Below are 26,012 nucleotides of genomic sequence, written 5' to 3'. Positions count from 1 at the left end.
ATTGTTCTCCCGCCCCGTCGCCCTCGGGCTCCGCCGCACGGACCGCCCCCGCGGTCGCGATCCACCCCACGGCACCGGCCCCGGTCGCGGGCCGGTGAGCACGATCACCGACCAAGGAGTCGCTGTGGGGCATCTGCGGAATCGCGCCAAGCACCAACCGTTCGAGGTGGCCGCGCTGATCACGACGCCCATCTGTGGGGTCCTGCTGCTCACGCTCGACGTCCGACCACCGTCGGTCCAACTGGCCATGCCGGAACCCCTCCAGGTCGGCTGGGAGGTCGCCCTGGTCGCCGTCGGCGTGGGCGGGCTGCTGGGCATCCTGTGGCCCGGTCGGCTCTCCACCGGTCTCGGCATCGAGTTCGCGTCGGTGCTGGTGCTCGGCACCATCACCGGCATGTACGCGGTGGCGCTGGTGGCGGTGGCCGGCCGGCAGGGCGTCGTCGCGGCGTCGTTGATCTGCACGGTGCCGCTGGGGTCGTTCTGGCGGGCCGCCCTGATCGCCGCCGACCTGCGCTGCCTGGCCTACGGCCACCAGTGCACGACTCACAAACGGGTCGCGGGAGGTGTCACGTGAACCCGGTATCGAACCCCGAGGCGCCGCACTGGGTGCAGGTGCTGCTCAGCCTGCTCGGCGTCCTCGGCGGAACGACGGGTCTGGCCGCCATCGCCACCGTCGTGTCACAGCGGGGCAAGTTCAAGGCGGACGCCGCCGACACGCTCACCGAGGCCGCGCTGACGCTCGTGCAACCCCTACAGCTGCGGATCACCGAGTTGGAGAGCGAGGCGGTGAGCGCTCGTGCGGAGTTGGCACTGCTGCGCGAGCAGGTCAACCAGTTGCAGTTCGTCGTCCGGGTGCTGACCCGCACCCTCGACCGGTGGCGTGCCGCCGTGCATGCCCCCGACGCCACCCTGCGCAGGATCCGCTCGGTCGTCGCGGAGTCCGAGCGGCTGGCCGAGGAGCAGTGACGGATATCGCCGGCGGCTCATCCGCCGTCCGGGAGGCGCAGTCGGCCGGCGAGTTCCCGCAGGGCCGCCCGGAACTCGGGCTCGGACTCGTCCGGGTGGTGCCCGCGCAACGGTGGCGGTCGACGCTCCCCCGGTGACGACAGCAGGTCCCGAGGGTCGCGCAGCCTGCGGTCGACCCGCCCGGCCGGGTCGGCGGCGTCCGGCGGCGGATCGCCGGGCCGGTGCGCGGCGAAGATCCAACCGCCGACCGGGTCCGTGTCGCGCCAGAGGTTGAGCCACCGCCAGCCGACCCGCTCCCCCACCTCGCGCAGCACGTTCGCGTTGAGGTACGCCGGAAAGAGCCGGGCGTAGAGGCGGTCCAGCGGGGAGCCGTAGGTGAGTAGCGCGACCCGTTCGCGTGTTCGCGGAGGCAGCCGCAGCACCGCGAGGGCCAGCAACGCCGACCCGTGGCTGTGCCCGCACAGCAACACCCCGGCGTGCCGCTCGGCCAGTTGCGTGATCCGGTCGGCCAACTCCGGCACCGCGCGGTCGGCGTAGCTCGGGGGCGCGAACGGGTGGGCGGCCCGGGGCCAGAAGGTGCCCAGGTCCCACAGGATGCCGACGTGCCGGCGGAACCACGCCGTGCGGTAGGCGAACACACCGCCCAACAGCAGAGCGAGGACCACTGCGACGACGACGACGGTGCCCCCCGCGAGGGCCATCCCGACGAACCCGGCCGGCAGCCCGAGCACCTTCCGCGCCACCTCGTCCGGTTCGCGCCCGGCCTGCCCGAGCAGGCTCGTGGCCAGCCCGATCACCGCGAGCGCCGCGTACACGGCGGCCAGCCGGCCCAGCCACTCGGTGAACCGCGCCCGGGCCACGGCCCTTGTGACGTCCCGCAGCCGCCCGGTCGCCTCCGGCGGTGTGGGAAAGTCGAGGGCGGTGATGTCCGCCGCGGCACGAAGCCGGCGACGCCGCGACAGGAGGGTCAACGCGCCGCACGCCAGCACCGCCGCGGCCACGTGCAGGAACACCGCCAGGATCGTCCAGCGGTACGGCAGCGGCGGCTCACCGCCACCGCTGTAGACGCCGAGCAGATCCCCCGTCTGATAGACGAGGCCGGCCGAGAGCGCGCCGGACAGACCGACCGCGATGGCCGCGATGACCGTCGCGCCCAGACCCCGGGCCAGGGCGGACCGGCCCCTGGCGCGACCGAGACGCCACAGCACCAGGCCGCAGAGCAGCACCAGCAGCACCATCTGGCCGAGCAGCGCTCCGCCCGTGATCGCCCCGTAGCCGGGGAGCGCTGTCGACGACGGCCAGACCTGCTCGTCGCCAGCCACGGCGACGAGGGTCGCCACGGTCAGCCCGGCCGCCACCAGGCCCGCCGCGCGGGCCGTCCAGGTGGACATCCGCGCGGTCGCCGCACGGTCGATCAGCCCCGGCGCGGCGAGCAGGCCGACGCAGGCCAGCAGGACCGCCGCGCTGAGCGTCACCAGCAACGTCGTCGCGGGCGTGGCACCGCCGGCGCGATGCGCCGCGAGCAACACAAGATCGAGTACCGCGAGCGCCGCGGCGACGTGGATCGCCCGCAGCCGTTCCACAAGCGGCTCCACCGCCCACAGTGGGTTGCCGGCCGGGCGGGACCGGCGTGTTCCGAGCAGCCGGAGGAGCGCGACCGCGGCGATCGGCAGCAGCGCCAGCACGGCCAGCCGCTGCCCGACGTGTCGGCCGTCGAGCCCGCCCAGCGTGTCGAAGGGCGCCCGGCAGTGGGCCGCGCCGAGACACCGCCAGGCGAGCAGGTCAAGGCAGACCCCGGCGATGGACACCACGTACACCACTGTGAGGTTGAGCGCGAGGAGCCGGCTCAGGACGGTGACCCCGGCGGCGGCGCGGCCGGCGGGCCGCATCCACATCGCCAGGTTGCTGAGCGTGAACGGCAGCAGGAAGACCATGGCGAGGGTCCGCGCCACGGTGCCCGAGGGCAGGTCACCCCAGCGGTACGCCTCCAGCGTCAGCCCGTCCGGGTCGGTGCCGTCGGACCCGGCGCGGCGGTGGAAGCCTCCGCTGTCGTCGCCCGCGACCTGCCGGACCCTCGCCTCGCCCAGCACGACCGAGGGTCGTGCCCCGGACACGCCGTGCACCCGCAACTCCACCACGTCGTCGCGTCGCGGTTGGTCGGCGTGCCTGGATGGCCTCTCCGGCATCGGGGCGGTTACCCGTGCCGTCGCGGATAGGGCGCATCGCTCCCGCTGGCCGGGCGGGACTGCCGCCACAGTGCGGGCATCGCGTCGACCACGACGATCAGCAGCAACACGCCGGCGACGACGGCACTGGTGGCCAGTTGCGGGAGTCCCTGGGTCGCCCACCCGAACACGACGATGGCCGGCACACCGACCAGACGCGCCCAGGGCAGGCTGCTGTCGACAAGCGCCGCGAGCACGATCCGGGCGGTCAGGACCAGCGCCGGGCCGATGACGCCCACGGCCAGCCGGCCCGGATCGCGTTCTCCCGGATCGCCGATCGTCAGCTCCATGGCGACGCTGGTGGCCAGGACCCCGGCGATCATGACGACGTGCAGGTAGCCGGCCGTGAGCGCCAGTTTGCTGCCGGGCGGGCCGGCAGCCACGATGCTGGCGCCCAGTCGCGTGCCGGCGGGCACCAGGTAGAGCCGGGCGAGGGCCACCGCTGTCACGAACGCCAGGGCGAAGGCGAGGGTGTTCTCCCGGGCCATGCCGGAGTCTCCGTACGCGACGCCGCCGACCAGGATCAGCTCGCCCAGCGCGATGATGAAGATCTGTTGGTAGCGCTCGGAGAGGTGCTCACCGTTCACCTGAAGGTCCGGCCAGGAGCTGCGCCCGAGCCGCGGAAACGGCCAGCGCAGCCGGGCGAGGGCGTACTCCAGCACGATGGCGAGCGCCCAGAGTGCCTCCCGGGCCTGGGCGACGACCGCCCCGACCACCCACAGCACGCCGGAGATCGAGAACCAGATCGCCACCCGCAGGCTCCGCAGTTGCAGCGGGTGGCCCCGCAGCGCCGGGATCAGCAGCGCGGCTCGACCGAGGTGGATGGCCACGTAGGCGAGGGCGAACAACCCGGCGTGGGAGTCGAACGCGGTGGGCACGGCGGAGGCCATCAGCAGGCCGCCGAACATCACCCACAGCAGGAGTACGACGATCAACGGGGCGCGCGGGTCGAACCAGTCCGCCGACCAGGCGGTCACGAACCACACCCACCACAGCGCCGCCAGCATCACCAGCACCTGGAAGGCGCCGTTGACGCTGAGGTCGTTCAGCAGCGTCCGGGACAGCCGGGTCAGCGCGAAGATGAAGGCCAGGTCGAAGAAGAGCTCCAGGAACGACGTCCGGCGGGGGTTCTCCCGCTGCTGGAGCAGCCGCCCGGGGAGCCCGTTCGCCATCGCCCCCCTTCCCCGACGTCACCTGCCGTCCCAGTCGTACCACCCGGGCGGCCGGGTTCGGGTCGGTTCGGCCAGGCCCGGCCGCTTCCCACGGCGGGCGGCGCCACGGGTCGGCGCGCCGTCACCGGGTGCGCCCCGACGTCGGGGCGCCGGCCGCGACCAGGTCCGCGGCCACGTCCCAGAGTCGCCGCGCGTTGCCCGGATCGACCGCGTACGCCGCCACACCGCTGTAGTCGGCGGGTCGCTCGGTGACGACCGGGGCCTCGGCGCAGTCCTCGAAGTAACGACCGCCGATGCCGTCCAGCAGCGGGGACGCGGCGAGCAGCACCGAGGTCGCGGCGCCCTGCTGCGGGGTCTTCTGCCGCTCCCTGGGCGTACGCAGCCCGCCGGTGTGCTTCTGCAGGCCGGTGGCGATCGCACCCGGGTTGAGCGCGTTGGCGTAGATGCCCTCGCCGGACCAACGGCGGGTCGCCTCGACGGCGAGCAGGGCCTCGGCGCTCTTGGACTGCCCGTAGGCCAGCAGCGGGTCGTACGGCCGGAACGCGAAGTGCAGGTCGTCGAAGATCACCGGGGAGAAGAGGTTGCCGCTGGAGCTGACCGACACCACCCGGGCGCCACCGGCGGCGGCGAGCGCGTCGTGCAGGCCGACTGTCAACGCGTAGTGCCCCATGAAGTTGGTGGCGAACTGCGTCTCCCAGCCCTCGGCGGTGCGCTCCAGCTCGGGCAGCGCCATGATCCCGGCGTTGTTGACGAGGATGTGCAGCGGCTGGTCCCAATCGGCGACGAAGCGGCGTACCGAATCCTGGTTGGCCAGGTCCAGCTCGCGGACGGTGACCCGGTCCGCGCCGATGCCGGCGGCGATGTCGGCAGCGGCCTGCTCGCCGGCGCTGACCCGACGCACCGCGAGCACGACCTCGGCGCCGGCGGCGGCCAGCGAGCGGGCGGTCTCGACGCCGATGCCGGCGGCGCCTCCGGTGATGACGGCCCGTTTGCCGGTCAGGTCGACTCCGGCGAGGACCTCGTCGGCGGTCGAGGCGAAACCGAACGGGGTCGTGATTCGCTCGCTCATCTCTGTCCCAACTCTCGGTGGCGCTTACGCCCCAAACTGTCACCCCACGGGCCGGAGTTAGCCGGGTTCCTGGTTTTCCTGGTAGTGGCAGGACCAGGATGGGCGGCCGACGGCCGCTCCTACGATGGGTTGGTGCACACGGCCGGTCCGCTCGGCGAGTACCTGCGTGCCCGGCGCGAGCTGATCAGACCGGGCGACGTCGGGCTGCCCGCGCACGGCCGTCGGCGGGTGCCCGGCCTGCGGCGCGAGGAGTTGGCGCTGTTGGCCGGCATCAGCGCCGACTACTACCTGCGGCTGGAGCAGGGGCGTGACCGGCACCCGTCGACGCAGGTGCTCGACGCGCTGGCCCGGGCGTTGCGGCTGGACGCGGCGGCCACGACGCACCTGCGCCGACTCGGCGAGCAGGCGTCGACCCGCCGTCCGGCGCGGCGGCCGGAACGCGTGCCGGTGGGCATCCGACAGTTGGTCGGCTCGTGGACGCAGACCCCCGCCCTGGTGCACGGCCGGCACCTGGACGTCCTCTTCGCCAACCCGGTGGCGACCGCGCTGGCCCCGATCTACGCGGTCGGCGTGAACCTGCTCCGCGCGGTCTTCCTGGACCCGGTCGTGCCGTCGCTCTACCCCGCCTCGGAGGCGGTCGCGGCCAACGCGGTGGCCGGCCTGCGCGCGCAGGTGGGCGCCGAGGTCGACGACCCCCGGCTTCTCGAACTGGTCGAGGAGTTGTCCGCCGGCAGTGAACGGTTCCGGCGGCTGTGGGCCCGGCACGACGTGGTCGCCCGCGCCGGTGGCGGGGTCCGGGTGTTCCGTCATCCCCGGGTGGGCGAGTTGGAGTTGCGGTACGAGAAGCTCACGATCGCCGGCACGACCCAGTCGCTTGTCGTCTACCACGCCGAGCCGGGCAGCCCGTCGGCGCACGCGCTCGCCCGGTTGGCCCGGGACGCGGTGGGCGGGGCGCCCGGTCCGGCCGGGTCCCGGCAGCGCTAGCCGGCGGTGGCCCGTTCGGCGACCACCACCGAGATCCCGTCGAGGACGCGTTGCAGGCCGAACTCGAAGGCGTACTCCGGGCCGAAGGCGGCGCCGTGCTCCTGGCCGGCCGCGGTGCCGACCCGGGCGGCGGTCGGGTAGGCCCCGGCCGTCAGGAACGTCTCCAGCCAGGGCGCGTGCGACTGCCACCACTGGCCGTCGGTCATGCCGGTCTCCCGCTCCAGGTCGACGACCTCGGACTCGGCGCGGGCGGAACTCTTCACGTGCCCGAGGACGAGCGTGAGCACCGCGTCCATCTCGACGTCGGTGAGCCCGATGTCGGCGACGGTGTTCAGCTCGCGGTCGTACTTGGCCACCAGGTGGGGGCCGAGCACGGGTCGGGTCGTCTCGGCCCGCAGCATCCACCGGTGCCGTTGGTAGAGCGCGAGATTGTCGCGGGCGACCCGCTCCAGGCGGGTCCGCCAGTCTCCCTCGACGGAGGGGCGCGGCATCTCCCCGTACGCGGTGTCGATCATGACGGCGACGAGTTCGGCCTTGCCCGGCACGTAGGTGTAGACGGACATGGTGCCGACGCCCAACGCCGCACCGACCCGGCGCATGGTCAGCGCGTCGAGGCCCTCGGTGTCGGCGATCTCGATCGCGGTCCGGACGATCCGGTCGACGCTGAGCCCCGGGCCGGCGCTGCGGCTTGTCGGTTCCCGGGTGCGCCAGAGGATGGCCAGGCTGCGGGCCGGGTCCGCGGTCGCCTTGCGTTCGCTCGCCATGGTCCGGTCATCCTAACAACGCGACCGTACGCCGTACGTCGCCCGCCGGCCGGACCTCAGTGGCAGTGGTCGGCGCTCTTTCGCTGTCGTCGGGCCGCCGCTCCGGGTAGTGCTGGACCTACCCCGGAAAGTGGATCTGGACGGCTGGGGCGGCCGGTCGCCCGCGATTAGCGTCTGCGGCATGACCTCGCAACCCCCTCCCCGGCTGGCCGAGGCGCTGCGTCGCCGCGGCTGGCTGATCTCCGCCTGGCCCTGGCGGGCGCTCGCCTACCTGGTCAGCACCGTGCCGATCGCGGGCCTGCTCGCCGTCGGGCTGCTCGTCATCGGCGCACCGCTGCTGGCCGCCGCCAACGCGCTGCTGCAACACGGCCGGCCGCCGGGCGTCGCGCTCGTGCTGTTCCTGGCGGTCGGCAGCCTCACCCTGCTGGCGTTGGCGCCGATCGTGAGCTACCCGGTGGCCGTCATCGAGCGGTGGCGGCTCGGGCTCGTGGACAACCGCCCGCTGGCCGCGTCGCCGTGGCCGGGTCTTGTCGCCCGCTACCGCAGCGCCGCGACCTGGCGTGAGGTGGCGTACCTGTTCTGGCTGGGCGGGTTCGTGCCGGTCGCGTACTGGGTCTTCCTGCTGCTGGTGCTGCTCGACGTCGGGATGATCACCAGCCCGTGGTTGGCCGGCGACGCCGAGCCTGTCGTCATCTGGCGCCCGATCGAGAGCACCGGCGAGGCCATCCCGTACGCGATCGTGGCGGTGCTGCTGCTGCCGGTCTTCTGCTACGCGGCCGGTCTGCTCGCCGCCACCCAGGCCGCCGTGGCCCGGTGGGCACTGGCCTGGCCGGTCGACGCGGCGGCGCTGCGCGAGGTCGCCCGGTCGCGCACCCGGCTGGTCGGCGCGTACGAGGCGGAACGACGCCGGATCGAACGGGACCTGCACGACGGCGCCCAGCCACGACTGACCAGCCTCACCCTCCAGCTGGGCCTGGCCCGGTTGGACGTACCCGAGGACTCCCCGGCCGCCCGCCCCCTCGCGGTGGCACACGACCAGGCGCGGGGCCTGATGGTGATGTTGCGGCAGTTGGTGCACGGCATTCGTCCGCAGAGCCTCACCGACCTCGGTCTGGCCGGTGCCGCGAGCGAGCTGGCGGACGCCGCCACCATCCCGGTCGCCGTGCACGCCGACCTCGCCGGCGAGTTGCCGGAGATCGTCGAGACCACCGCCTACTTCGTGGTGTCCGAGGCGCTGGGAAACGTCGCCCGGCACGCCGGGGCGACCCACGCCGAGGTACGCCTCAGCCGGGCCGGCGGGGACCTCGTCGTCGAGGTGGCCGACGACGGCCGTGGCGGCGCCGACCCTATCCGGGGCACCGGCCTGACCGGACTCGCCGACCGGATCGCCGCCGTGGACGGCCGGCTGCTGCTGTCCAGCCCGCCCGGCGGACCTACCCTGGTCCGGGTGGAGCTGCCGTGTCGTCGGTGACCCGAGTGGTCCTCGCGGAGGACGAGGTGCTGCTGCGGGAGGGCCTGGTCGCGCTGCTGACCCGCTTCGAGTTCACTGTGTGCGCCGCCGTCGGCTCCGCGCCCGAGCTGCTGGACGCGGCCCGCGAGCACGCACCGGACCTGGTGCTCACCGACATCCGGATGCCGCCGGGCCGCCGCGACGACGGGCTCCGGGCCGCCGTCGCGTTACGCGCCGAGCGGCCCCACCTGCCGGTGGTGGTGCTCAGCCAGTACGTGCAGACCGGGTACGCGGCGGCGCTGCTGGACAGCGGCGACGGTCAGCGGGTCGGCTACCTGCTCAAGGACCGGGTGGCCGAGGTCACCGAGTTCGTCGACACGCTGCGCCGGGTCACGGCGGGAGGCACCGCCATCGACCCCGACGTGGTGCGGCAGCTGCTGCACCGCCCGCGCGATCCGCTCGCCGCGCTCTCCGCCCGGGAACGCGAGGTGCTGGCGCTGCTTGCCGAGGGCCGGTCGAACGCGTCGATCGCCGGCCGACTGCACGTCAGCGAGGCGGCGGTCGGCAAGCACGTCGGCAACATCCTGCTGAAGCTCGACCTGCCGCCGAGCGACGACACCAACCGGCGGGTGCTCGCGGTGCTCACCTACCTGCGCAGCGACCCGGCGGGCTGACCAGCGCCGGGTCGAGGTCGGAGCGTAGATTCGGCAGGCGGTACCGCCGCCGGCAAGGAGCGCGGGCCGGCGAGACGGGGGTACGGCATGGCGGAGGCGTTGCGGGTCGGTCTGCTGGGGTACGGGCTGGCGGGTCGGGTGTTCCACGCACCGCTGATCGCCGCGACTCCCGGGCTGCGGCTCGACGCGATAGTGACCCGCGATCCGCAGCGGCGCGAGCAGGCCGGGCAGCACTTCCCGGACGCCCGCCTGGTCGACGACGCCGACGAGCTGTGGCGTACTCCGGATGCGTTGGACCTGGTCGTGGTGGCGACGCCGAACCGGCAGCACGTGCCGATGGCCCGAGCGGCGCTGGCCGCCGGGCTGCCGGTCGTCGTCGACAAGCCCCTCTCCCCGACCGCCGCGGAGGGCCGTGCCCTGGTCGACGAGGCGACCGCGCGCGGGGTGCCGCTGACGGTCTTCCAGAACCGGCGCTGGGACGGCGACTTCCTGACCGCCCGCCGGCTGGTCGAGCAGGGCGAGTTGGGGCGGGTGCTGCGCTTCGAGTCCCGGTTCGAGCGGTTCCGTCCGACGATCAAGCCGGGCTGGCGGGAGCTCGCCGGTCCCGAGGAGGCCGGCGGGGCGCTCTTCGACCTCGGCGCCCACCTTGTCGACCAGGCGGTGCAACTGTTCGGCACTGTCGACCGCGTCTACGCGGAGGTGGACCGCCGCCGCGCGGGCGCGGCTGTCGACGACGACGCCTTCGTGGCGTTGACCCACGCCAACGGGGTGCGCTCGCACCTGTGGATGGGCGCGGTCACCGCGCAGCTCGGGCCCCGGTTGCGGGTGCTGGGCGACCGGGCCGGCTACACGACGTACGGCCTCGACGTGCAGGAGGCGGCGCTGCACGACGGCGGCCGACCGGACCAGCCGGGTTGGGGCGAGGTTCCGCCGGAGCGGTACGGCCTGCTCGGCGTGGATGGCGACCTGCGGGCGGTGCCGACCGAGCCGGGCGCGTACCAGAGCTTCTACGCGCAGGTGGCGGCGGCGCTGCGCGATGGCACGCCGATGCCGGTGGACCCCCGGGACTCGGTCGCCACCGTCGAGTTGATCGAGCTGGCCCACCGGTCCGCGGCCGAGGGTGTGGTGCTGCCGGTCCCGACCGCCTGACCGGCGTGATCGCCGGGACCGACCGTCCCGCCACGTCGATGATCGACTCGGTCTCCGTGATGTCGCGGTGTCAGACCTGCCCTGACACACCGACGTCACGGAAGCCGAGTGGATCTACTTGTCGGCGTCCTGCTCGGAGGGGGCATCGTCCGGCACTCGGGCGTCCTCGTCGGTCAGCGCGTCGTCCGACGAGCGGCCGAGCTCGCCGAGGCGCCGCTCGGCCTCCCGAACCTCCTCGTCGAGCCTGGGATTCTCCTCGTCGGGACCCTTCGACATGAGCGACCTCCATCGGGCACGACCGGCCGACCTCCGTGTACCCGGCCTGACGACGGGAACACGGACCCACCTGCGCCCGACGTGATCACGGTTGCTGGTGGTGGCTTCGAGTGCGGAGGTCGTGCCGACTGCCCACAGCTTGATGGGGCGCTGGCGCTGATGGCAGACGTCGCTTCGATAATGCTTCAGAAGCGGTGAGCTACGAACCGCGCGTCGTCGAAGAGCTGAGCCGAGCGCCGGGCCGGCCGGGGAGCGCACCGGGCGGGGAGCCCAGGAGCGTTGCCGGCCCGGCCCGGTGCCGGATCAGCGCTGCTTCAGCTCGCGCCAGGATGGGTGGGTGCCGCGCCACGCATCGGCGAGGATGGCCGCCGAGGCCCGGCTTGGGCACTGCTGCACCCGCTCACGACCCGACGCCCCACCGATCTGGGCGCGGACCTCCCAACCCTGCCCGTCAGTACGGATATACACGTCCCGGCGCCCGCGCGGGGTCGTGTCTCCGTTCCACCAATGCTCCTCGACCTTCATTCGCCGACCGTATAGCAAATTTTGCGCCGGGGGTACGGCGCAGGTGGGCCTATACCAGGGCGATAGCCGTAATTCCGGCGCATTTCGGCCTATGCGTTGACGGGGAGCAACCGCAACGGCAGATCCTCCCCGTCCTGACCGACCAATCAGGGTGCGCTTACATGCCGCTGAGCACGCCGGCCAGGGTGTCGCCAACGCCTCGTGGCCTGCCGGGCCGGGGTGCGGCGGCCGTGATCTGAATGTCACCGGGCGTGAACGGCGGCGGTAGCGCGATGATTTTCAGCTCGTCGTCGCGGCCGACGAGCGGCCGTTCGCCACGTCCCGGCATGACGACCCTCACCTGCCCATGAGACGCCGGGCGCGCCTGGCGTGGCGGTCAGCCCTGGGTGGTCAGCAGGTAGTCGTCAGCTTCGGGACTCCACCGCAGGTCGACAACGCCGCCGGTGGCGGCGGCCTTGCAGAACTGCAGGAAGCTGCGGTATCCGAGCTTCTTCTCGCTGAAGTCGGGGCGGGCCCGCCGCAGCTGGTTCTTCAGCCCGGACAGCGCCACCGGGTTGCCGCTGCTGCCGAGCTCCGCGACCACGCCACGGAGCAGGCCGAACGCGACCTCCCGGTCGCCGTGCTCGGGCAGCGAGACCTCGGGGTCGCCCTTCGCGGGGCCTTCGGCCAACTCGATCACGGTCTGCTCGGCGAGGTGCCGCAGCAGCTCACCGAAGGTGCGGAACCCGTAGTCGGACTCGCTGAACGTCGGGTCCTTGCGCAACAGGGTGCGCTTGAGCCGGGACGCGGTGACCTCACCGTTGGCGCTGCCCTGCAAGCCGGCCACCGTCTGGGCGACAAGCACGGCGAGCGCGTCCACGTCCCGTCCGGGCTCCTCGCCGGCGGGTCGACGGCCCACCTCCGGCTCCGGTTCCCGCTCGAGCTCCGGCTCGGGCGGGCGCTGGTCCGGGCCGGCCTGCCGGGTCGGACGACCGCGCCGGCCGCGCGTTGGCGGGATGTCCACACCTTCGAGCCGGTCGTAGTAGAGGAACTCGTCGCACGCCGGCGGGAGCAGCGCCGACGTCGACCCCTCGACCCCGACACCGATGACCCGCTTGTTCAGCTCGCGAAGCTTGTGCACGAGAGGGGTGAAGTCGCTGTCGCCACTGCAGATCACGAACGTGGAGATGTAGTCGCGCTCGAACGCCAACTCGATCGCGTCGACAGCCATCTTGATGTCCGCGGCGTTCTTGCGGGACGCCCCCATCCGCTGCGGGATCTCGATCAGCTCGACGTGGGACCGGGTGAGCATCCGGCGGTCCTCGTCGAAGTAGGACCAGTCGGCGTACGCGCGCCGGACCACCACCCGACCCCGCTCGGCGAGCGCGTCGGCGATCGGCCGGAAGTCGAAGTCCGCGCCGCCACGGTGATCGCGCGCCCCCAACGCGAGGTTCTCGTAGTCGAGGAACAGGGCGATCCGGTCTTCTTGATCCACGCGGCCCAGGGTACGCCGGCCGGGGGCGGTCCGGGCGCAGGCGAAGCGCGACACCTCAACTCGCCAATCGTTCATTTCTTGCGGTCTTATGGTCGTCAATTTTCGTTCTTCGATTGTCGTCTTGCAGTGCGATGGTCGGTGCTGCATCATGACGATCAATGTCGGGCGTCGGGGGACGCGCCGGGCGGACCTCCACCACCACCCACCCAGGAGGGTCACCGATGATTCGCAGCATCCTGCCGGCCCGGGGACGCCCCGGCCGACCTGCCGGCGCCGCCGTGGCGCTCGCGGCGGGGCTCGCCGTGCTGGTCGCCGTGCCCACCGTGGCCGTCGCCGGTCCATCCGCGCCCGCCGGCACACGGCCGGTGGTCACCCGCGCCGCCCTCGACCCGGCGCTGGTCGCCGGGCGCGGCGCCGACGTCGACTTCGTCGAACAGGAGGCGGAGAACGCCCGCACCAACGGCGAGATCATCGGCCCCGACCGGTCGGCCTACACGCTGCCCGCCGAGGCCTCCGGCCGCCGGGCGGTCCGGCTCACCCCCGGTGAGTACGTGGAGTTCGTCCTGCCCAGCGCGGCGAACGCGATAAGCGTGCGGTACAGCATCCCGGACGCGCCGCAGGGCGGCGGGATCACCGCTCCGCTGCGCGTCGACGCCAACGGCAGGCACGCGCGCACCATGACGCTGACCTCGCAGTACTCGTGGCTCTACAACCAGTACCCGTTCACCAACGACCCGCAGGCCGGGCTGCTGCACCCGGACTGGTGGATCACCGAGTGCCAGTGCGTGCCGGCGGCCACCACGCCGTACCCGAGCATCAGCACGCCGTTCCGGCCCACCCACTTCTACGACGAGCAGCGACTGCTGCTCGGGCGCACCTACCGGGCCGGTGACCGGATCCGCCTGACCGCGCCGACCGGCAGCGCCGCCGCCTGGACCGTCATCGACCTGCTCGACTCCGAACTGGTCGCGCCGCCGCGCGTCCGGCTGCTCGCGGCGAACGTGCTCGCCTTCGGCGCCGACCCCACCGGCCGGCGGGACTCCGCCGACGCGCTGGACCGGGCCATCGCCTTCGCCCGGCGCGCCCACCTCACGGTCTACGTCCCGCCGGGCACCTACCAGGTCAACCGGCACATCATCGTCGACGACGTGACGATCGAGGGCGCCGGCAACTGGCACACCGTCATCAAGGGCCGTGAGGTCGCCCTGCCCACGCCCGCGCCGGACGGTTCGGTGCACACCGGCGTCGGGTTCTACGGCCGGGACGCCGCCGACGGCGGCAGCCGCAACGTCCACCTCTCCGGCTTCACCATCGAGGGAGACGTCCGGGAGCGCATCGACACCGACCAGGTCAACGCGATCGGCGGGGCGATGAACGACTCCACAATCGACGGCCTGTACCTGCACCACACCAAGGCCGGCCTGTGGTTCGACGGGCCGATGCGCAACGTCCGGGTCACCAACACCATCGTCGTCGACCAGATCGCCGACGCGCTCAACTTCCACACCGGCGTGACCGACTCCCTCGTGGCGCACACCTTCGTCCGCAACACCGGCGACGACGGTCTGGCGATGTGGTCGGAGAAGACGGCGAACGCGCGCAACACCTTCGACCACAACACCGTGCAGTCACCGACGCTGGCCAACGGCATCGCCATCTACGGCGGTACGGACACCACCGTCTCGCACAACCTCGTCGCCGACCCCGTCCGCGAGGGCAGCGGCATCCACGTCGGGGCCCGCTTCGGCGCGGAGCCCTTCACCGGGCACCTGCGGATCACCGACAACACCACCGCCCGCGCCGGCACGTACGAGTTGAACTGGAACATCGGGCTGGGCGCCATCTGGTTCTTCGCCCTGGACCGCAGCATCGACGCGGCCATCGAGGTGACCGGCGACGCGTACCTCGACAACACCTACAACGCGATCATGCTGGTCAGCGACTGGCCGGTGAAGGACCTCTACTCGATCTCCAACGTGCGGTTCCGGGACATCCGGGTCGACGGCGCCGGCACCTCGGTGGTCAGCGCCCGCTCGGCCGGGTCCGCCTCGTTCGCCAACGTGGACGCCCGCAACGTGGGCGCGGTGGGGGTCAACAACTGCGGTTCGTTCCACTTCACCCCGGCCGGTTCGGAGTTCACGGTGACCGACCTCGGCGGCAACGACGGCGGTTGGCTCGCGCCGTGGCTGCTGCCCAACACCATCACCTGCGACGACCGGCCGCCGGTGTCGCCGCCCCCGCCTCCGGCGCAGTGGTGAACGCGGTGGGCGGCCCGCCTCGTCGGGCCGCCCACCGCCACGCTCACCGCGCCCGGAGGTACGCCAGCGGCACGCTCGTCGGCTGCCCGGGCCACCTGCCCAGCAGGGCGGCCCCGGCGGCGTCGGCGCCGCCGGGGCGGCGGACGACGACAAGTTCGACGGTGTCGGTGACGACGAGGGTGCTGTCCTCGTCGACCACCCGGCGTACGGCGCCGACCGGGTCCGCGTCGGCGTCCACGGCGCCGCTGACGGTGATCGTCATGTTCGGCTCGCGCACCTGACGCCGACCGTCCACCTCGAAGTACTGCTCCGCCTGGCCGGAGCCGGTGCGGATGGCGTGGGCGAGCGCGGCGGCGTACACCTGGTCGACGCAGCCGTCGTACACCCAGCGCCGGCCGAGCACCGAGTGCTCGGTGGTGCCGACCAGCCAGGCGTCCGCGCCGTCGAGGGGCGCGGCCCGATAGGTGAGCGGAACGTGATGGACCGGCCCGTCAGGGGTGCTGACCAGCAGGGATTCGATGCCGACCTCGCCGGCCGGATCGTCGAAGCGGTAGGCGCCTCGGCTCACCAGCTCGACGCCGGTGGACCCGGCGAACCACTGTCGGTCGGGAAGCCAGGTCGCCAGCAGGTCGAGCTTCGTGGGGCGCAGGGTCGCCTTGTGCAGCAGTGCCATGCCGGCAGCCTAGTCAGAGACCCGCGCAGGGTTGCCCGTCGATCGTGCAGCTTTCCGGTCCCCGGGCCTTCGGCCGGCTGTCGCGGACGTCGAAGCTGATCGTCCGGGACTCCCCTGCTGCCAGGGCGGCTCCGGTGAAGGTGATCGCCCGTCCGTTCTGTCGCCAGTCCGCGCCGTCGACGTCGTCGACAGTGGTGCCCTCGCCGAGAGTGACGACCACGGCCCAGTCCGCCGCCGCTGCGCCGCTCGGGTTGTCGAGCACTACCTCACCCGTGTAGCCGAACAGCCGGCTGGAGGCGGTCTCGTACCGGGCCACCACCGCTGGCGCTGGCGGCGGGGGTGGCGCGGCGGACGCGTTCGGGCTCGGGGGCGTCGCCGACGGCGTCCGGCTCGGGCGGGTGGTCGCCGACGGTGAGCCGCTCCGCGACGGGCGCGCGGAGGAGGTCGCCGACGGCGCGGCGGCGGTCTTGCCGGCCGTCACGGACGGCGACGGCGCGGCTGTCGATGCCGGGGCGGCGGTGGGCGTCGCCTCGGGCGGCAACGTGATCCAGGCGGCCGTTCCCGCCAGCAGCGCGGCACCGGCGACCACCGCGACCACTGTGCGACGCCGACGGCGGGCGCGTCCGGACGTGCCGAGCGCGCCGATCAGCGGCAGCTCGGTGGTCATCCCGCCGTCGACACGGCGCAGGTCGACCTGCTGGAACGCGAGCCAGTCGAGGATGGCCGGCAGTCGTACGGTGAGCGCCTGGCGCAGCTGCTGCTCGCGGGGGTCGTGCTGGTCGGCGGACCACGCGCCGTGCGTCGTGACCTCCCGCACCTCCAGCCGGCAGCCCTGGCTGGTGGCCGTGACCGCACAGGTCAGCTCACTGAGCCGGCCGGCCTCGTCGCAGGCCAGCACGAGGAGCGTCGGCTCCTGCCGCTCGGTCACCTCGACCTCGACGTTGGCCTCGAAGCCGGGCAACTCGGCAGTGTGCAGCAGCAGTCGGTCCGCCACGCCCTCGACCGTGTCGGCCTCGGCGAACCACCGTCCGAGCAGCTTCCGATCGGTCAGTGCGAGCCAGACCCGGTCGGGCGGGTAGGACAGGTCGACCTGCGCACCGATCTCGATCACGGCGAGACTCTACGGGTTTGCCGGTCGGCCGTGCCGCCGGCCCGAGGCCACCGGTCAGCTCCAGCGTGTCGACCGCTCGACGACCGCCGCCAACGCGGCTCGGGCGTCGGCGCTCAGCTCGGTGACCACCTCGGCTGCCGGCAGGTCCCGCGCGAGGGGGTGCGCCTGCCCCGCCCACAGGTTCGCGACCGACGCGTCCCCGTCGCGCCGGGCGGCGGCCAGCAGCGGACGCGTCAGGTGAAGCACCTGGGGGTAACCGGTCGGCGCCGACGCGTCGTGCCGGCGCAGGAAGTCGTTGGCCACGCCCCGGGCCCGTTTGCCGGTGTACGACCGGGTCAGCGCGGTCGGCGCGGCCCCGGCCACCGCCGTCCGGTGCATCGGCGAAGTGCCCGCCTCCGGGCAGCGCAGAAAGGCCGTGCCGAGCTGCGCGGCGGCGGCGCCGGCAGTCAGCACGGCGGCCAGCGCGGGACCGTCGACGATGCCGCCCGCGGCCACCAGAGGCCGGTCACAGCGGGCGGCGGCCAACCGGAGCAACGGCAACAACGCGTAGTCGTCGTCGTCCGGCAGACCACCCCGATGCCCACCGGCCTCGGTGCCCTGCACCACCACCGCGTCCACGCCCAGGTCGGCGGCGGCAGTCGCGGCGTCCGGGCGGGTGACGGTGGCCCACACCTCGGTGCCCCGCTCACGCAGGGCGAGCACCGCCGCCCGGTCCGGCAGCCCGAACACGAAGGACACGACCGGGACCGGGTCCGCGAGCAGCGCGGCCAGCTTCTCCGGGTACGCGTCGTCGCCGCCGACCGGCTCGCCCAGGCTCACCCCGCGCTCGGCGGCCTGCGGGGCGAGCCGCTCGGCGTACGCCCGGACGGCGGCGTCGTCGATGCCGCCGGGGTCGGGCAGGAAGACGTTGACGCCGAACGGCCGGTCGGTGCGCGCGCGGACCTCCGCGACGTCAGCGGCCAGCCGCTCGGTGTCGATCATCCCGGCGGCCAGGAAGCCCAGTCCACCGGCGGCGGAGACGGCTGCCGCCAGCGCTGGCGTGGACGGGCCACCCGCCATCGGGGCCGCGACGATCGGGTGACGCAACGAGGACAGCACGGACATTCCACCATCCTGCCGCACCGCCGGCGTCCGCTCACCGGCGCGTCGTGTGCCGCCAGCGCAGCACGCCGGCCAGGCCGAGCAGCGCCACCACCGTTCCGGCGCCGCCCGCCAGCAGCCAGATCCGGCCACCCGGGCCGGTGGTGTCCTCGGCGATCGGACGGACGAGGGTGGGCAACGCCGAAGCGGCGGACCCCGTCGGGCGCGCGGCGGTGGCCGGTCCGTCAGTGGCCGGGTAGCGCAGGATCGTCGGACGGGTGCCCGCCGGCTGGTCGGCGGACTCGGAGACGGTGAGCAACGACCGGCCGTCGCGACTGTAGGTGACCGACTCACCCTGGGGCTCGTCCGGCAACGGGGTGATCCGCGGGGTGCCGGTGGTCAGCGCGCGGACCACGTCGCCATCGGGCACGTCGTACTCGAAGGCGTCGGCGTAGCTGCGCAGCGCCACCCGACGCCCGTCCGGTGCGCTCGCCGCTCCGGTGATCACGCCGCGCCCGAGGAACGAGAACGGGTTGCTGGTGCTTGTCGTCGGCAGGGTCACCTGGCCGACCGAGGCCAGCGGCGTCGTCGCGCCCGACCGCAGCGCTGCGGTCGGGGAATACAGGAAGACGGTGCCGCTGCCGCCCTTGGTGATGATCAGCGGCCGATCGGACGCGTCGAGCAGCAACGCCTCCGCGTCGTGCGGGCGGTCCGGGTAGGTCATCCGGTGCAGCACCGGCTCGTCCGCCCCGGGAGCGAGCCGCCAGACGGCGATCGTCGGCCGGGAGTGGTCGTTGTCGCCGATGTCGGCGACCCAGACGGTGCCGTCACGACCGATGGCCAGGTCCTCGGTGTCGCGCGGGCGGGACGGGAAGGCCACCGCCCGGACCACCGCGCAGCGCTGGTCGAGGAAGAAGATCCGGCGGCGGGCCTCGTCGTCGGCACCGTCGTTGATCATGACGTACCCGTCGTCGGTGGCGACCATCCCGGAGATCTCGCGGAGCCGGTCGTCGCGCACCTGGCACACCGGCGTCCCGGCCGCCGCCGCACCCGCCCCCGCACCCGCCGCCGCTGCCGGCGTCAGCGCGACGGCCGGCGCCGCCGCGCCGGCGAGCAGCGCCGCCAGCGCCACACCCGCACGGGCACGCCGTCCCCAGGTCAACCGCCCGCGTACCCGCATCGCCCACCCTCCTCGTCGCGGCCGCGCCCCGGCCACCTGCCCATCCTGGCCGATCCGGGCCACCGGCGGGGTCAGCGCGGGGACGTTGCCACCCGCGGGTTCCGGGCGGCGGTGGGGGTCCAGCGCGGGCTGGTGCCACCGTGGCGGCGGCGCAGGCTTACGTGTCGGCCCGGACCCCGGTACGGTCCGAGGTGACAGCGGTCCGGCTGACCCGGACGACGGCGCGCCGCCGGCGTCCGACGTCCGACGCCGTCCGGCCGCCCGGCACGTCGGAAGGGGCGCGGGGTGCGGATCAGAGCGGGGTTGTGCGTCGCGGCGCTCGTCGCGGCGGGGCTGACGGTCGCCACACCGGCCACCGCCGCACCGGTGGACACCGCCACAGTGGTGCCGATCCAGGTCACCGGTGATCCGGCGGAACGGTTCAACCTGGTGCTGCTGGGTGACGGCTACACCGAGGCCGACCTGCCCACCTTCCGGTCACACGTGGACCGGCACCTGAACACCCTGTGGACGATCGAGCCGTTCAAGTCCTACCGCAGCTACTTCAACGTCTACGCGGTCGAGATCGTCTCGCCCGAGTCCGGGGTGGACTGCGACCCCGACCTGTCCGCCCCGCAGCGCGACACCGTGCTCGACATGGGTTTCTGGGGTGGCTGCAACCCGGACAGCGTGCAACGCCTGCTCACCGTCGACGGCGTCGCCGCGAACGCGTACGCCGACCTCGCCGTCGGCACCAACCCGGGCAACCGGCAACTGATCGCCCTGGCCAACAGCGGCACCTACGGTGGGGCGGGCGGCAGCAACGCCACCGCCTCCGGCGGCAACGCGCTCTCCGCGCTGATCAGCCCGCACGAGTTGGGGCACTCGCTCGGCGGTTTGCAGGACGAGTACGACTACTACGGCCGTGGGGTGCCCGGCGACACGTACGACGGACCGGAACCGGACTCGGCGCACCACACGGTGCTGACCGAGCGGCAGCTGCGCGACACCCACGCCAAGTGGTGGCGCTGGCTGGGTGAGCCGAGCGAGGCGGGCGGCACGATCGGCCGCTACGAGGGCGGCCTGTATCTCCAGCGCGGGGTGTGGCGGCCCAGCCGGCACTCGATGATGAAGTCGCTGGGCTTCTACTTCGACCAGGTCGGTCGGGAGCGGATGACCGAGCGGATCGCGGGCCGGGTCGGCATCGTCCAGGGCGGCACGGCCACCGACCAGCCGGTCGGCCCGGACCGGCTGCTCTGGGTGGACACCCTGCACCCGGTGAGCCACGCGTTGACAGTGACGTGGTCGGTGGACGGCCGGTCGGTGCCGCGTACCGGTAACGCCCGCCACCTGGATCTGCGGACGCTGCGCCTGAAGCCCGGCCGGCACACGGTCACCGCCACGGTGACCGACCCGACGGAGTTCGTCCGCGACCCGGCGGTGCGCCGCTCGCCGTCGCTGACCCAGACCCGGACCTGGACGGTGGACACCGCTGTGCGCACCCCGCCGGTGGCGCAGCCGCTCGCGATCACCGAGTCCACCGCGACCGATCGACCGGTCGGCTCCCGCGACGTGGTGTACGTACGGACCAGCCAGCCCACCGATCGGGTCCCGCGCGTGCGCTGGTCGCTCGACGGCCGACCGGTGGCCGACACGGGCAGCGACCGGGACGTGGAGCTGCGCGCGCTGCGGCTGCCGCGCGGCACCCACCGGCTGACCGCCCGGGTCAGCGACCCGGCGACCGGGGCGGCGGTGACCCGCACCTGGACTGTCGACGCGACCGGACCCGACGTCGCCTACACCCTCTCCGAGCCGCTGCTCACCACGACCCGGCCGGGTCGACCCACCGAGTACGTGTACAACGGCCCGTTCACCATGGCGTTGACCGGCACGGACGACGGCACCGGGCAGGTCACCTCCGAGTTCCGGCTCGACGGCGACGGGTGGCACAACTACTACGGCTGGCCCACCGACGCCCGGTCGCCGTTCCGGTTCACCGCCACCGGCACCGACGTGGACGGCCTGGTCTACGGCAACCTCGGCTCGGGCGGCCTGTCGGTGTCCCCGTTCGTCGAGCGGTCCCCCGGGTACGGCCGGCACACCATCGACTACCGGGGCATCGACGCGGTCGGCAACATCGGGGCCGCCCGCGCGTTCGTGGCCACCCTGATCCCGCCACCACCGGCCTGCACCCGGGTGGTCACCGGCCGGCACCTCGGCCCGCTGTCGGTCACCGCCGGCGTCACCTGCCTGCGCGCGGCGACGGTGACCGGTCCGGTCACCGTCGCGGCCGGCGCCGCCCTGGTCGCCGAGGGGTCCACCATCGCCGGGAGCCTGGCATCCTCCCGCGCCGCCGCCGTGGAGCTGCTGCACAGCGAGGTACGCGGCGCGGTGGCGCTGACCGGCACCACCGACCACGTCACGGTGGTGGGGGCGCGGGTGGCTGGTTCGCTGACGCTGACCGGCACCGCTGCGGCGCCCATCCTCGCCGGCGGCCAGGTGGGCGCGCTGACCTGCGCGGACGGCCCGGCACCGGTGGATCTCGGCACCCCGACGACGGTCCGGGGCGCGACCTGGGGGCACTGCCGCGCCAGCGGATCGTGATCGAAGGCGGAGGCCTGAGTTCCGCGATGCGGGGTAGGCAGCGGCCCGGCGGCATGTCGACACCCGCCGGGCAGGAGGCTCCGATGAGCACGTACCGGGATGATCAGGGCGACACGTTTCCTCCCCCGGAGGCGGACGCCCACGAGCAGCGGCAGAACGCCGTCGACTACGGCCCGCCGGACCGGGTGTCGGGTGACGTCGACCCGGAAGCGTCCGAGGCGGACCTGGCCGAGCAGGGCGCCCTCCCGGCGGGCACGCTCGAGGAGGTGACGTCGCTGCCGGCCGACGCCAATCCGGCCGACGCCCTCGAACAGCGCCAGGAGATCCCCACCCGCGACGAGGGCCGCCGTACCTGACCCACCCGCTGTCGCCGACCACCGGCCGGCTCAGCCGGCTCAGCCGGCTCAGCCGAGGACGACCTGCCAGAGCAGGAACGCGTTCAACGCGACCACCAGCACGGCCACCAGCGACGCGGCGGCGGTGGTGAGCGGGTGGTTGACCAGGTTGCCCATCAGGTCGCGGCGCCGGGTGAAGGCGACCACCGGGATCAGCGCGAACGGGATGCCGAAACTGAGGATGACCTGGGACAGCACGAGCGCGCGGGTGGGGTCGAGGCCGATGGCGAGCACGGCCAGGGCGGGCAGCAGGGTGACCAGCCGGCGCAGCGTCAACGGCACCCGCCGCCGCAGGAAGCCCTGCATGATCACCTCGCCGGCGTAGGTGCCGACGCTGGTGGAGGCCAGCCCGGAGACCAGCAGAGCGACGGCGAACCCGAACGCCGCAGCGGTGCCGATCGTCTGGCCGAGCCCGGCGTGCACACCCTCCAGGCTGTCCGCGCCACCCGGGCCGCCGCCGCGGAAGCTGGCCGCCGCGATCAGCAGCATGGCGAGGTTCACCGCGCCGGCCGCGCTCAGGGCGAGCAGCACGTCGGTGCGCTGGCCACGGAACAGGATCCGACGCTCGGTGTCGTCGGCGGCCGGGATGCGGTCGCGGGTCAGTGCGGAATGCACGTAGATGACGTGCGGCATGACTGTGGCGCCCAGGATGCCGGCGGCCAGCAGCACGCTGTCGGTGCCCCGGAGCCGAGGCACCAGACCGGCCATGGCGGAGCCGGGGTCCGAGCCGGAGGCGAGCAGGTTGGCGGCGAAGGCCAGCACGATCACACCGAGCAGGACGGCGATGGCGATCTCGAAGGCGCGGAACCCGCGCGAGCGCAGGGCGAGCACGGCGAACGCCGCCGTGCCGATGATGAGCCCGCCGGGCAGCAGCGGGATGCCGAAGAGCAGGTACAGGGCGACCGCGCCACCGATCACCTCGGCCAGGTCGGTGGCCATGGCGACCAACTCGGCCTGCACCCACATGAGCCGGTTCAGCGGCCGGGGCAGCCGCTCCCGGCACAGCTCGGGCAGGCTGCGCCCGGTGGCCAGGCCCAGCTTGGCGGTGAGGGTCTGCACCAGCATCGCCATCAGGTTGGCCACCACCACGACCCAGACCAGCAGGTAGCCGTAGCGGGCGCCGGCGGCGGAGTTGGTGGCGAAGTTGCCGGGGTCGACGTACGCGACGGCGGCGACGAACGCCGGGCCGAGCAGGATCAGCCGCCCGCGTACCCGCCCCCGGGAGCGGGCCGCCTGTAGTGGAGTCGTTCTCGACGTCGCCAGTTCGTTGGTGACCATCGAACACCTCCACGCCGCCGCGAACTGGTTGGCGGTCCCTTCCCGCTGGGCTGGCCCGTTGGTGCCAACCTCTGGCCCGCCGGTGCCACCGGGCCCGACGCGCCGGGTGCACCGCGACGCACCGCGAACTTGACAGGAGCGGGAGCACCGATGAAGCTGTCTATTAGTCCTACTGTCGTAGGACAACAGGAAGGATCATCACGAGTGATCGAGTTCGTGTTGGACAGCCGGTCGAAGGTGAACACCTACATGCAGCTCGTGCAGCAGGTGAAGCAGGCGCTGCGCGTCGGTCTGCTGACGCCGGGCGACCAGTTGCCGAAGGTCCGGGACGTCGCGCAGTCACTGGCGATCAACCCGAACACGGTGCTGAAGGCGTACCGGGAACTGGAGATCGAGGGTCTGGTCGGTGGCCGACCCGGGGTGGGCACGTTCGTCCAGCGCACCCTGGCCGGCGCGTCCCTGCCCAACCAGGCCGAGCTACGCGAGGACCTGGTCGCCTGGTTGCACCGCGCGCAGGCCGCGGGCCTCTCGGCCGAGGACGTCATCGCCCTGGTGGAGACCACGCTGCGAGCCAGCCTCGCCGACGACGCCCCGCAGAAGGAGCCCGCCTGAGCGTGCAGCGAACGAACCACCAGGCACCGAAGCAAGGGCTGCTCCGCCACGAAGCCGGGGGCGCAGCCGGATCGAGAGGACAGAGGATGGACATGATCTTGGAGGCCGACCGGCTGGGCAAGCGGTACGGCAGCACCTGGGCGTTGCGGGACTGCTCGCTGCACCTGCCGGCCGGCCGGATCGCCGCGCTGGTCGGGCCGAACGGCGCGGGCAAGAGCACGCTGTTGCACCTGGCCGTCGGCCTGCTCAAGCCCGACGCGGGCACGGTGCGCGTCTTCGGCAGATCCCCCTACGGTGACACCGAGGGCCTGGCCGACATCGGCTTCGTCGCCCAGGACACTCCGCTCTACCGGGACTTCACCGCCGCCGAGCTTGTCGTCGCCGGCGGCAAGCTGAACAAGCGGTGGGACGCGACGCTGGCCCGCCAGCGGTTGGCCCAGCTCGGCATCCCACCGGACAAGCCGGTCGGCAAGCTCTCCGGCGGGCAACGAGCCCAGGTGGCGCTCGCCCTCGCGCTGGCCAAGCAGCCCCGGCTGCTGCTGCTCGACGAGCCGGTGGCCAGCCTCGACCCCCTGGCCCGCCGGGAGTTTCTCCAGTCGCTGATGGGCAGCGTCGCGGAGTCCGGCACCACAGTCCTGCTCTCCTCGCACCTGCTGGCCGACCTGGAACGGGTCTGCGACTACCTGATCGTGCTCAACTCCGCCCAGGTGCAGCTCACCGGCGCCGTCGACGACCTGGTCACCGAGCACCGCCAACTGGTCGGCCCCCGGCACGACGGCGGCGTCATCGGGGGCGTCGCCGCGGTGATCCGGGCCAGCCACACCGACCGGCAGTCCACGCTGCTGGTCCGCACCGACGGCCCGGTCACCGACCCGGCCTGGACGGTCCGCGAGGTCAGCCTCGAGGACGTCGTGCTGGCCTACCTGGCCGACGGCACCACGCAGACCAGGCACAGCGAGTGGGGAGTGGCGGCATGATCTGGTTGACCTGGCGGCAACACCGCAAGCAGGCGTTCTACACCCTGCTGGCGCTCGCGGCGCTCGCCGCGCTGCTGGTGCCGATCGGCCTGGCGATGCGGCACACCTTCGCCGACCTCGGGCTGACGAACTGTGCCAGTCAACTCGCCAGCGCCGACGTGGCGCAGGCGACCCGGGAGACCTGCGAAGCGGGCTTCCGGCGCTTCGGCGACCGGTACGACAGCCTCAACCTGGTGGCCGTGCTGCTGATCACCCTGCCGGCGCTGGTCGGCCTGTTCTGGGGCGCACCGCTCGTCGCGCGCGAGGTGGAACAGGGCACGCACCGCTTCGTCTGGACCCAGGGCGTCGGCCGCACCCGCTGGGCACTTGTGAAGTTCGGGCTGGTGGGCGCGGGCGTCCTGGTCCTCGCGACGGTCTACGGGCTGGGCATGTCCTGGTGGGTCGACCCGCTCACCACGGCCGCGTACGAGGGCCGGTTCGGCATGATCGTCTTCGATCTGCAGGGCGTCGTCCCGATCGGGTACACCCTGTTCGCCGTGGCGCTGGGCGTCTTCGCCGGCACCGTCTGGAAGCGGATGCTGCCTGCCATGGGCATCACCCTCGCCGGTTACATCGGCGTCCGGGCGGCGGTGGAGCTGCTGGCCCGACGGCACTACCAGCCGGCCCGTACCCAGACCTTCCCGATCGAGGGGGAAGGGCTGCCGGAGATCAGCCGGGGCGACTGGATCCTCGCCCAGGGCGTCCGGAACCCCGACGGCACGATGATCTCGGAGGGCGGCCGGATCCAGTGTCCGCCGGGTGGCAAGGGGCCGGACGGCCGGGCCTGCGGCGCGGAACTGGGACTCGAGCCGGGCGCGTACAACTGGCAGCTGTACCAGCCGGCGGACCGGTTCTGGCTGTTCCAGGGGATCGAGACGGGCATCTTCGTCGCCCTGGCCCTGCTGCTGCTCTACCTCGCCATCCGCCGGGTGCGCCGGATCGCGTAGCCGGGCGACGGGTGCTCGTCGGGGGGCGGGGGCCTCGGCGAGCACCCGGTCCGCTCCCTGGCCGGCGAAGTCGGATTCCAGCCCGTCGCCAACGCGACTCAACGTGCCGTTTCACTCACCCACAGTGCTCCGATGTGGACGCCGGGCCCGG

The 26,012-nt window shown here is 73.2% G+C and carries 25 protein-coding genes; 12 read left to right on the top strand and 13 right to left on the bottom strand.

What is annotated here, in order from left to right:
- Window positions 1–124: 124 nt before the first annotated feature.
- A complete protein-coding gene (locus ACQPWW_RS10845) occupies window positions 125–574 on the top strand; it encodes a hypothetical protein (RefSeq protein ID WP_433131656.1) in 450 nt (149 codons plus the stop codon).
- Window positions 571–966 carry a hypothetical protein gene (locus tag ACQPWW_RS10840; RefSeq protein ID WP_433131654.1) on the top strand — a complete coding sequence of 132 codons (396 nt, stop codon included), beginning with the start codon at window positions 571–573 and terminating at the stop codon, window positions 964–966. The genes ACQPWW_RS10845 and ACQPWW_RS10840 overlap by 4 nt, the downstream gene beginning before the upstream one ends.
- A gap of 17 nt (window positions 967–983) precedes the next feature.
- Here the strand turns inward: ACQPWW_RS10840 and ACQPWW_RS10835 are convergent, their stop codons facing one another.
- From ACQPWW_RS10835 to ACQPWW_RS10825, 3 genes are all read right to left on the bottom strand, one after another.
- A complete protein-coding gene (locus ACQPWW_RS10835; protein ID WP_433131652.1) occupies window positions 984–3,152 on the bottom strand; it encodes a hypothetical protein in 2,169 nt (722 codons plus the stop codon).
- A gap of 8 nt (window positions 3,153–3,160) precedes the next feature.
- Window positions 3,161–4,363, bottom strand: coding sequence for a low temperature requirement protein A (locus tag ACQPWW_RS10830; RefSeq protein ID WP_433131649.1), 1,203 nt, complete (start codon window positions 4,361–4,363; stop codon window positions 3,161–3,163).
- A gap of 121 nt (window positions 4,364–4,484) precedes the next feature.
- Entirely contained in the window at window positions 4,485–5,432 is a 948-nt protein-coding gene (locus tag ACQPWW_RS10825; RefSeq protein ID WP_433131647.1) for an SDR family NAD(P)-dependent oxidoreductase, read from the bottom strand.
- 132 nt (window positions 5,433–5,564) lie between these two features.
- Between ACQPWW_RS10825 and ACQPWW_RS10820 the strand changes: the two genes are divergently transcribed.
- Window positions 5,565–6,416 carry a helix-turn-helix domain-containing protein gene (locus ACQPWW_RS10820; protein ID WP_433131645.1) on the top strand — a complete coding sequence of 284 codons (852 nt, stop codon included), beginning with the start codon at window positions 5,565–5,567 and terminating at the stop codon, window positions 6,414–6,416.
- Here ACQPWW_RS10820 and ACQPWW_RS10815 read toward each other — a convergent pair.
- A complete protein-coding gene (locus ACQPWW_RS10815) occupies window positions 6,413–7,180 on the bottom strand; it encodes a TetR/AcrR family transcriptional regulator (protein WP_433131643.1) in 768 nt (255 codons plus the stop codon). The two genes, ACQPWW_RS10820 and ACQPWW_RS10815, sit on opposite strands and share 4 nt — an antisense overlap.
- A gap of 181 nt (window positions 7,181–7,361) precedes the next feature.
- Here ACQPWW_RS10815 and ACQPWW_RS10810 point away from each other — a divergent pair, with 181 nt between their 5' ends.
- The 3 genes from ACQPWW_RS10810 (at window position 7,362) to ACQPWW_RS10800 (ending at window position 10,453) form a co-directional block, all read left to right on the top strand.
- Window positions 7,362–8,651 carry a histidine kinase gene (locus tag ACQPWW_RS10810; protein ID WP_433131640.1) on the top strand — a complete coding sequence of 430 codons (1,290 nt, stop codon included), beginning with the start codon at window positions 7,362–7,364 and terminating at the stop codon, window positions 8,649–8,651.
- Window positions 8,639–9,304, top strand: coding sequence for a response regulator transcription factor (locus ACQPWW_RS10805; protein ID WP_433131637.1), 666 nt, complete (start codon window positions 8,639–8,641; stop codon window positions 9,302–9,304). The genes ACQPWW_RS10810 and ACQPWW_RS10805 overlap by 13 nt, the downstream gene beginning before the upstream one ends.
- A gap of 87 nt (window positions 9,305–9,391) precedes the next feature.
- On the top strand, window positions 9,392–10,453 hold the full coding sequence (locus ACQPWW_RS10800; RefSeq protein ID WP_433131635.1) for a Gfo/Idh/MocA family oxidoreductase: 1,062 nt from the start codon (window positions 9,392–9,394) through the stop codon (window positions 10,451–10,453).
- Window positions 10,454–10,567: 114 nt separating this feature from the next.
- On the opposite strand, the gene ACQPWW_RS10795 is transcribed toward ACQPWW_RS10800, so the two are convergent.
- The 4 genes from ACQPWW_RS10795 to ACQPWW_RS10780 form a co-directional block, all read right to left on the bottom strand.
- A complete protein-coding gene (locus tag ACQPWW_RS10795) occupies window positions 10,568–10,729 on the bottom strand; it encodes a hypothetical protein (RefSeq protein WP_433131633.1) in 162 nt (53 codons plus the stop codon).
- Between the two features lie 303 nt (window positions 10,730–11,032).
- A complete protein-coding gene (locus tag ACQPWW_RS10790) occupies window positions 11,033–11,254 on the bottom strand; it encodes a hypothetical protein (protein WP_030335934.1) in 222 nt (73 codons plus the stop codon).
- A 157-nt stretch (window positions 11,255–11,411) separates the two neighbouring features.
- Window positions 11,412–11,582, bottom strand: coding sequence for a hypothetical protein (locus tag ACQPWW_RS10785; protein ID WP_433131631.1), 171 nt, complete (start codon window positions 11,580–11,582; stop codon window positions 11,412–11,414).
- 48 nt (window positions 11,583–11,630) lie between these two features.
- Window positions 11,631–12,728 (bottom strand): NYN domain-containing protein, encoded by a 1,098-nt coding sequence (locus tag ACQPWW_RS10780; protein WP_433131629.1) that lies wholly within the window; start codon window positions 12,726–12,728, stop codon window positions 11,631–11,633.
- Between the two features lie 221 nt (window positions 12,729–12,949).
- Here ACQPWW_RS10780 and ACQPWW_RS10775 point away from each other — a divergent pair, with 221 nt between their 5' ends.
- Entirely contained in the window at window positions 12,950–14,986 is a 2,037-nt protein-coding gene (locus ACQPWW_RS10775) for a glycosyl hydrolase family 28-related protein (RefSeq protein WP_433131627.1), read from the top strand.
- Between the two features lie 43 nt (window positions 14,987–15,029).
- Here the strand turns inward: ACQPWW_RS10775 and ACQPWW_RS10770 are convergent, their stop codons facing one another.
- Genes ACQPWW_RS10770 through ACQPWW_RS10755 form a run of 4 tightly spaced genes read right to left on the bottom strand, consistent with a single transcriptional unit; the run spans window position 15,030 to window position 19,030 of the window.
- A complete protein-coding gene (locus ACQPWW_RS10770; protein ID WP_433131625.1) occupies window positions 15,030–15,659 on the bottom strand; it encodes a CG0192-related protein in 630 nt (209 codons plus the stop codon).
- Between the two features lie 13 nt (window positions 15,660–15,672).
- The gene (locus ACQPWW_RS10765; protein ID WP_433131623.1) at window positions 15,673–16,770 is read right to left on the bottom strand and encodes an SRPBCC family protein; all 1,098 of its coding nucleotides are present in this window, start codon (window positions 16,768–16,770) and stop codon (window positions 15,673–15,675) included.
- Window positions 16,771–16,824: 54 nt separating this feature from the next.
- On the bottom strand, window positions 16,825–17,874 hold the full coding sequence (locus ACQPWW_RS10760; RefSeq protein ID WP_433131621.1) for a nitronate monooxygenase: 1,050 nt from the start codon (window positions 17,872–17,874) through the stop codon (window positions 16,825–16,827).
- A gap of 31 nt (window positions 17,875–17,905) precedes the next feature.
- A complete protein-coding gene (locus tag ACQPWW_RS10755) occupies window positions 17,906–19,030 on the bottom strand; it encodes a hypothetical protein (RefSeq protein WP_433131619.1) in 1,125 nt (374 codons plus the stop codon).
- A 285-nt stretch (window positions 19,031–19,315) separates the two neighbouring features.
- Here ACQPWW_RS10755 and ACQPWW_RS10750 point away from each other — a divergent pair, with 285 nt between their 5' ends.
- Window positions 19,316–21,613 (top strand): M64 family metallopeptidase, encoded by a 2,298-nt coding sequence (locus tag ACQPWW_RS10750; protein ID WP_433131617.1) that lies wholly within the window; start codon window positions 19,316–19,318, stop codon window positions 21,611–21,613.
- A gap of 83 nt (window positions 21,614–21,696) precedes the next feature.
- Complete coding sequence (locus ACQPWW_RS10745; RefSeq protein WP_433131615.1) at window positions 21,697–21,969, top strand: hypothetical protein; 273 nt, start codon at window positions 21,697–21,699, stop codon at window positions 21,967–21,969.
- 48 nt (window positions 21,970–22,017) lie between these two features.
- Here the strand turns inward: ACQPWW_RS10745 and ACQPWW_RS10740 are convergent, their stop codons facing one another.
- Window positions 22,018–23,286, bottom strand: a complete 1,269-nt coding sequence (locus ACQPWW_RS10740) for an Nramp family divalent metal transporter (RefSeq protein WP_433131614.1) — start codon at window positions 23,284–23,286, stop codon at window positions 22,018–22,020.
- A gap of 204 nt (window positions 23,287–23,490) precedes the next feature.
- Between ACQPWW_RS10740 and ACQPWW_RS10735 the strand changes: the two genes are divergently transcribed.
- The 3 genes from ACQPWW_RS10735 (at window position 23,491) to ACQPWW_RS10725 (ending at window position 25,861) form a co-directional block, all read left to right on the top strand.
- The gene (locus tag ACQPWW_RS10735) at window positions 23,491–23,898 is read left to right on the top strand and encodes a GntR family transcriptional regulator (RefSeq protein ID WP_433131612.1); all 408 of its coding nucleotides are present in this window, start codon (window positions 23,491–23,493) and stop codon (window positions 23,896–23,898) included.
- 86 nt (window positions 23,899–23,984) lie between these two features.
- The gene (locus ACQPWW_RS10730; RefSeq protein ID WP_433131610.1) at window positions 23,985–24,875 is read left to right on the top strand and encodes an ABC transporter ATP-binding protein; all 891 of its coding nucleotides are present in this window, start codon (window positions 23,985–23,987) and stop codon (window positions 24,873–24,875) included.
- Entirely contained in the window at window positions 24,872–25,861 is a 990-nt protein-coding gene (locus tag ACQPWW_RS10725; protein ID WP_433131608.1) for an ABC transporter permease, read from the top strand. Before ACQPWW_RS10730 ends, ACQPWW_RS10725 begins: the two co-directional genes overlap by 4 nt.
- Window positions 25,862–26,012 lie beyond the last annotated feature (151 nt).

Source organism: Micromonospora sp. CA-240977 (assembly GCF_050942285.1).
Lineage (GTDB): Bacteria > Actinomycetota > Actinomycetes > Mycobacteriales > Micromonosporaceae > Micromonospora.
The sequence above is the reverse complement of the archived record's forward strand: the minus strand, read 5'-3'. Positions and strand labels throughout refer to the sequence as shown.

Coding starts and splice junctions, on each gene's coding strand:
- ACQPWW_RS10835 (WP_433131652.1), bottom strand. CDS start 3,152: ATGCCGGAGAGGCCATCCAGGCACGCCGACCAACCGCGACGCGACGAC.
- ACQPWW_RS10830 (WP_433131649.1), bottom strand. CDS start 4,363: ATGGCGAACGGGCTCCCCGGGCGGCTGCTCCAGCAGCGGGAGAACCCC.
- ACQPWW_RS10825 (WP_433131647.1), bottom strand. CDS start 5,432: ATGAGCGAGCGAATCACGACCCCGTTCGGTTTCGCCTCGACCGCCGAC.
- ACQPWW_RS10815 (WP_433131643.1), bottom strand. CDS start 7,180: ATGGCGAGCGAACGCAAGGCGACCGCGGACCCGGCCCGCAGCCTGGCC.
- ACQPWW_RS10810 (WP_433131640.1), top strand. CDS start 7,362: ATGACCTCGCAACCCCCTCCCCGGCTGGCCGAGGCGCTGCGTCGCCGC.
- ACQPWW_RS10800 (WP_433131635.1), top strand. CDS start 9,392: ATGGCGGAGGCGTTGCGGGTCGGTCTGCTGGGGTACGGGCTGGCGGGT.
- ACQPWW_RS10795 (WP_433131633.1), bottom strand. CDS start 10,729: ATGTCGAAGGGTCCCGACGAGGAGAATCCCAGGCTCGACGAGGAGGTT.
- ACQPWW_RS10790 (WP_030335934.1), bottom strand. CDS start 11,254: ATGAAGGTCGAGGAGCATTGGTGGAACGGAGACACGACCCCGCGCGGG.
- ACQPWW_RS10785 (WP_433131631.1), bottom strand. CDS start 11,582: ATGCCGGGACGTGGCGAACGGCCGCTCGTCGGCCGCGACGACGAGCTG.
- ACQPWW_RS10775 (WP_433131627.1), top strand. CDS start 12,950: ATGATTCGCAGCATCCTGCCGGCCCGGGGACGCCCCGGCCGACCTGCC.
- ACQPWW_RS10770 (WP_433131625.1), bottom strand. CDS start 15,659: ATGGCACTGCTGCACAAGGCGACCCTGCGCCCCACGAAGCTCGACCTG.
- ACQPWW_RS10760 (WP_433131621.1), bottom strand. CDS start 17,874: ATGTCCGTGCTGTCCTCGTTGCGTCACCCGATCGTCGCGGCCCCGATG.
- ACQPWW_RS10755 (WP_433131619.1), bottom strand. CDS start 19,030: ATGCGGGTACGCGGGCGGTTGACCTGGGGACGGCGTGCCCGTGCGGGT.
- ACQPWW_RS10745 (WP_433131615.1), top strand. CDS start 21,697: ATGAGCACGTACCGGGATGATCAGGGCGACACGTTTCCTCCCCCGGAG.
- ACQPWW_RS10740 (WP_433131614.1), bottom strand. CDS start 23,286: ATGGTCACCAACGAACTGGCGACGTCGAGAACGACTCCACTACAGGCG.
- ACQPWW_RS10730 (WP_433131610.1), top strand. CDS start 23,985: ATGGACATGATCTTGGAGGCCGACCGGCTGGGCAAGCGGTACGGCAGC.
- ACQPWW_RS10725 (WP_433131608.1), top strand. CDS start 24,872: ATGATCTGGTTGACCTGGCGGCAACACCGCAAGCAGGCGTTCTACACC.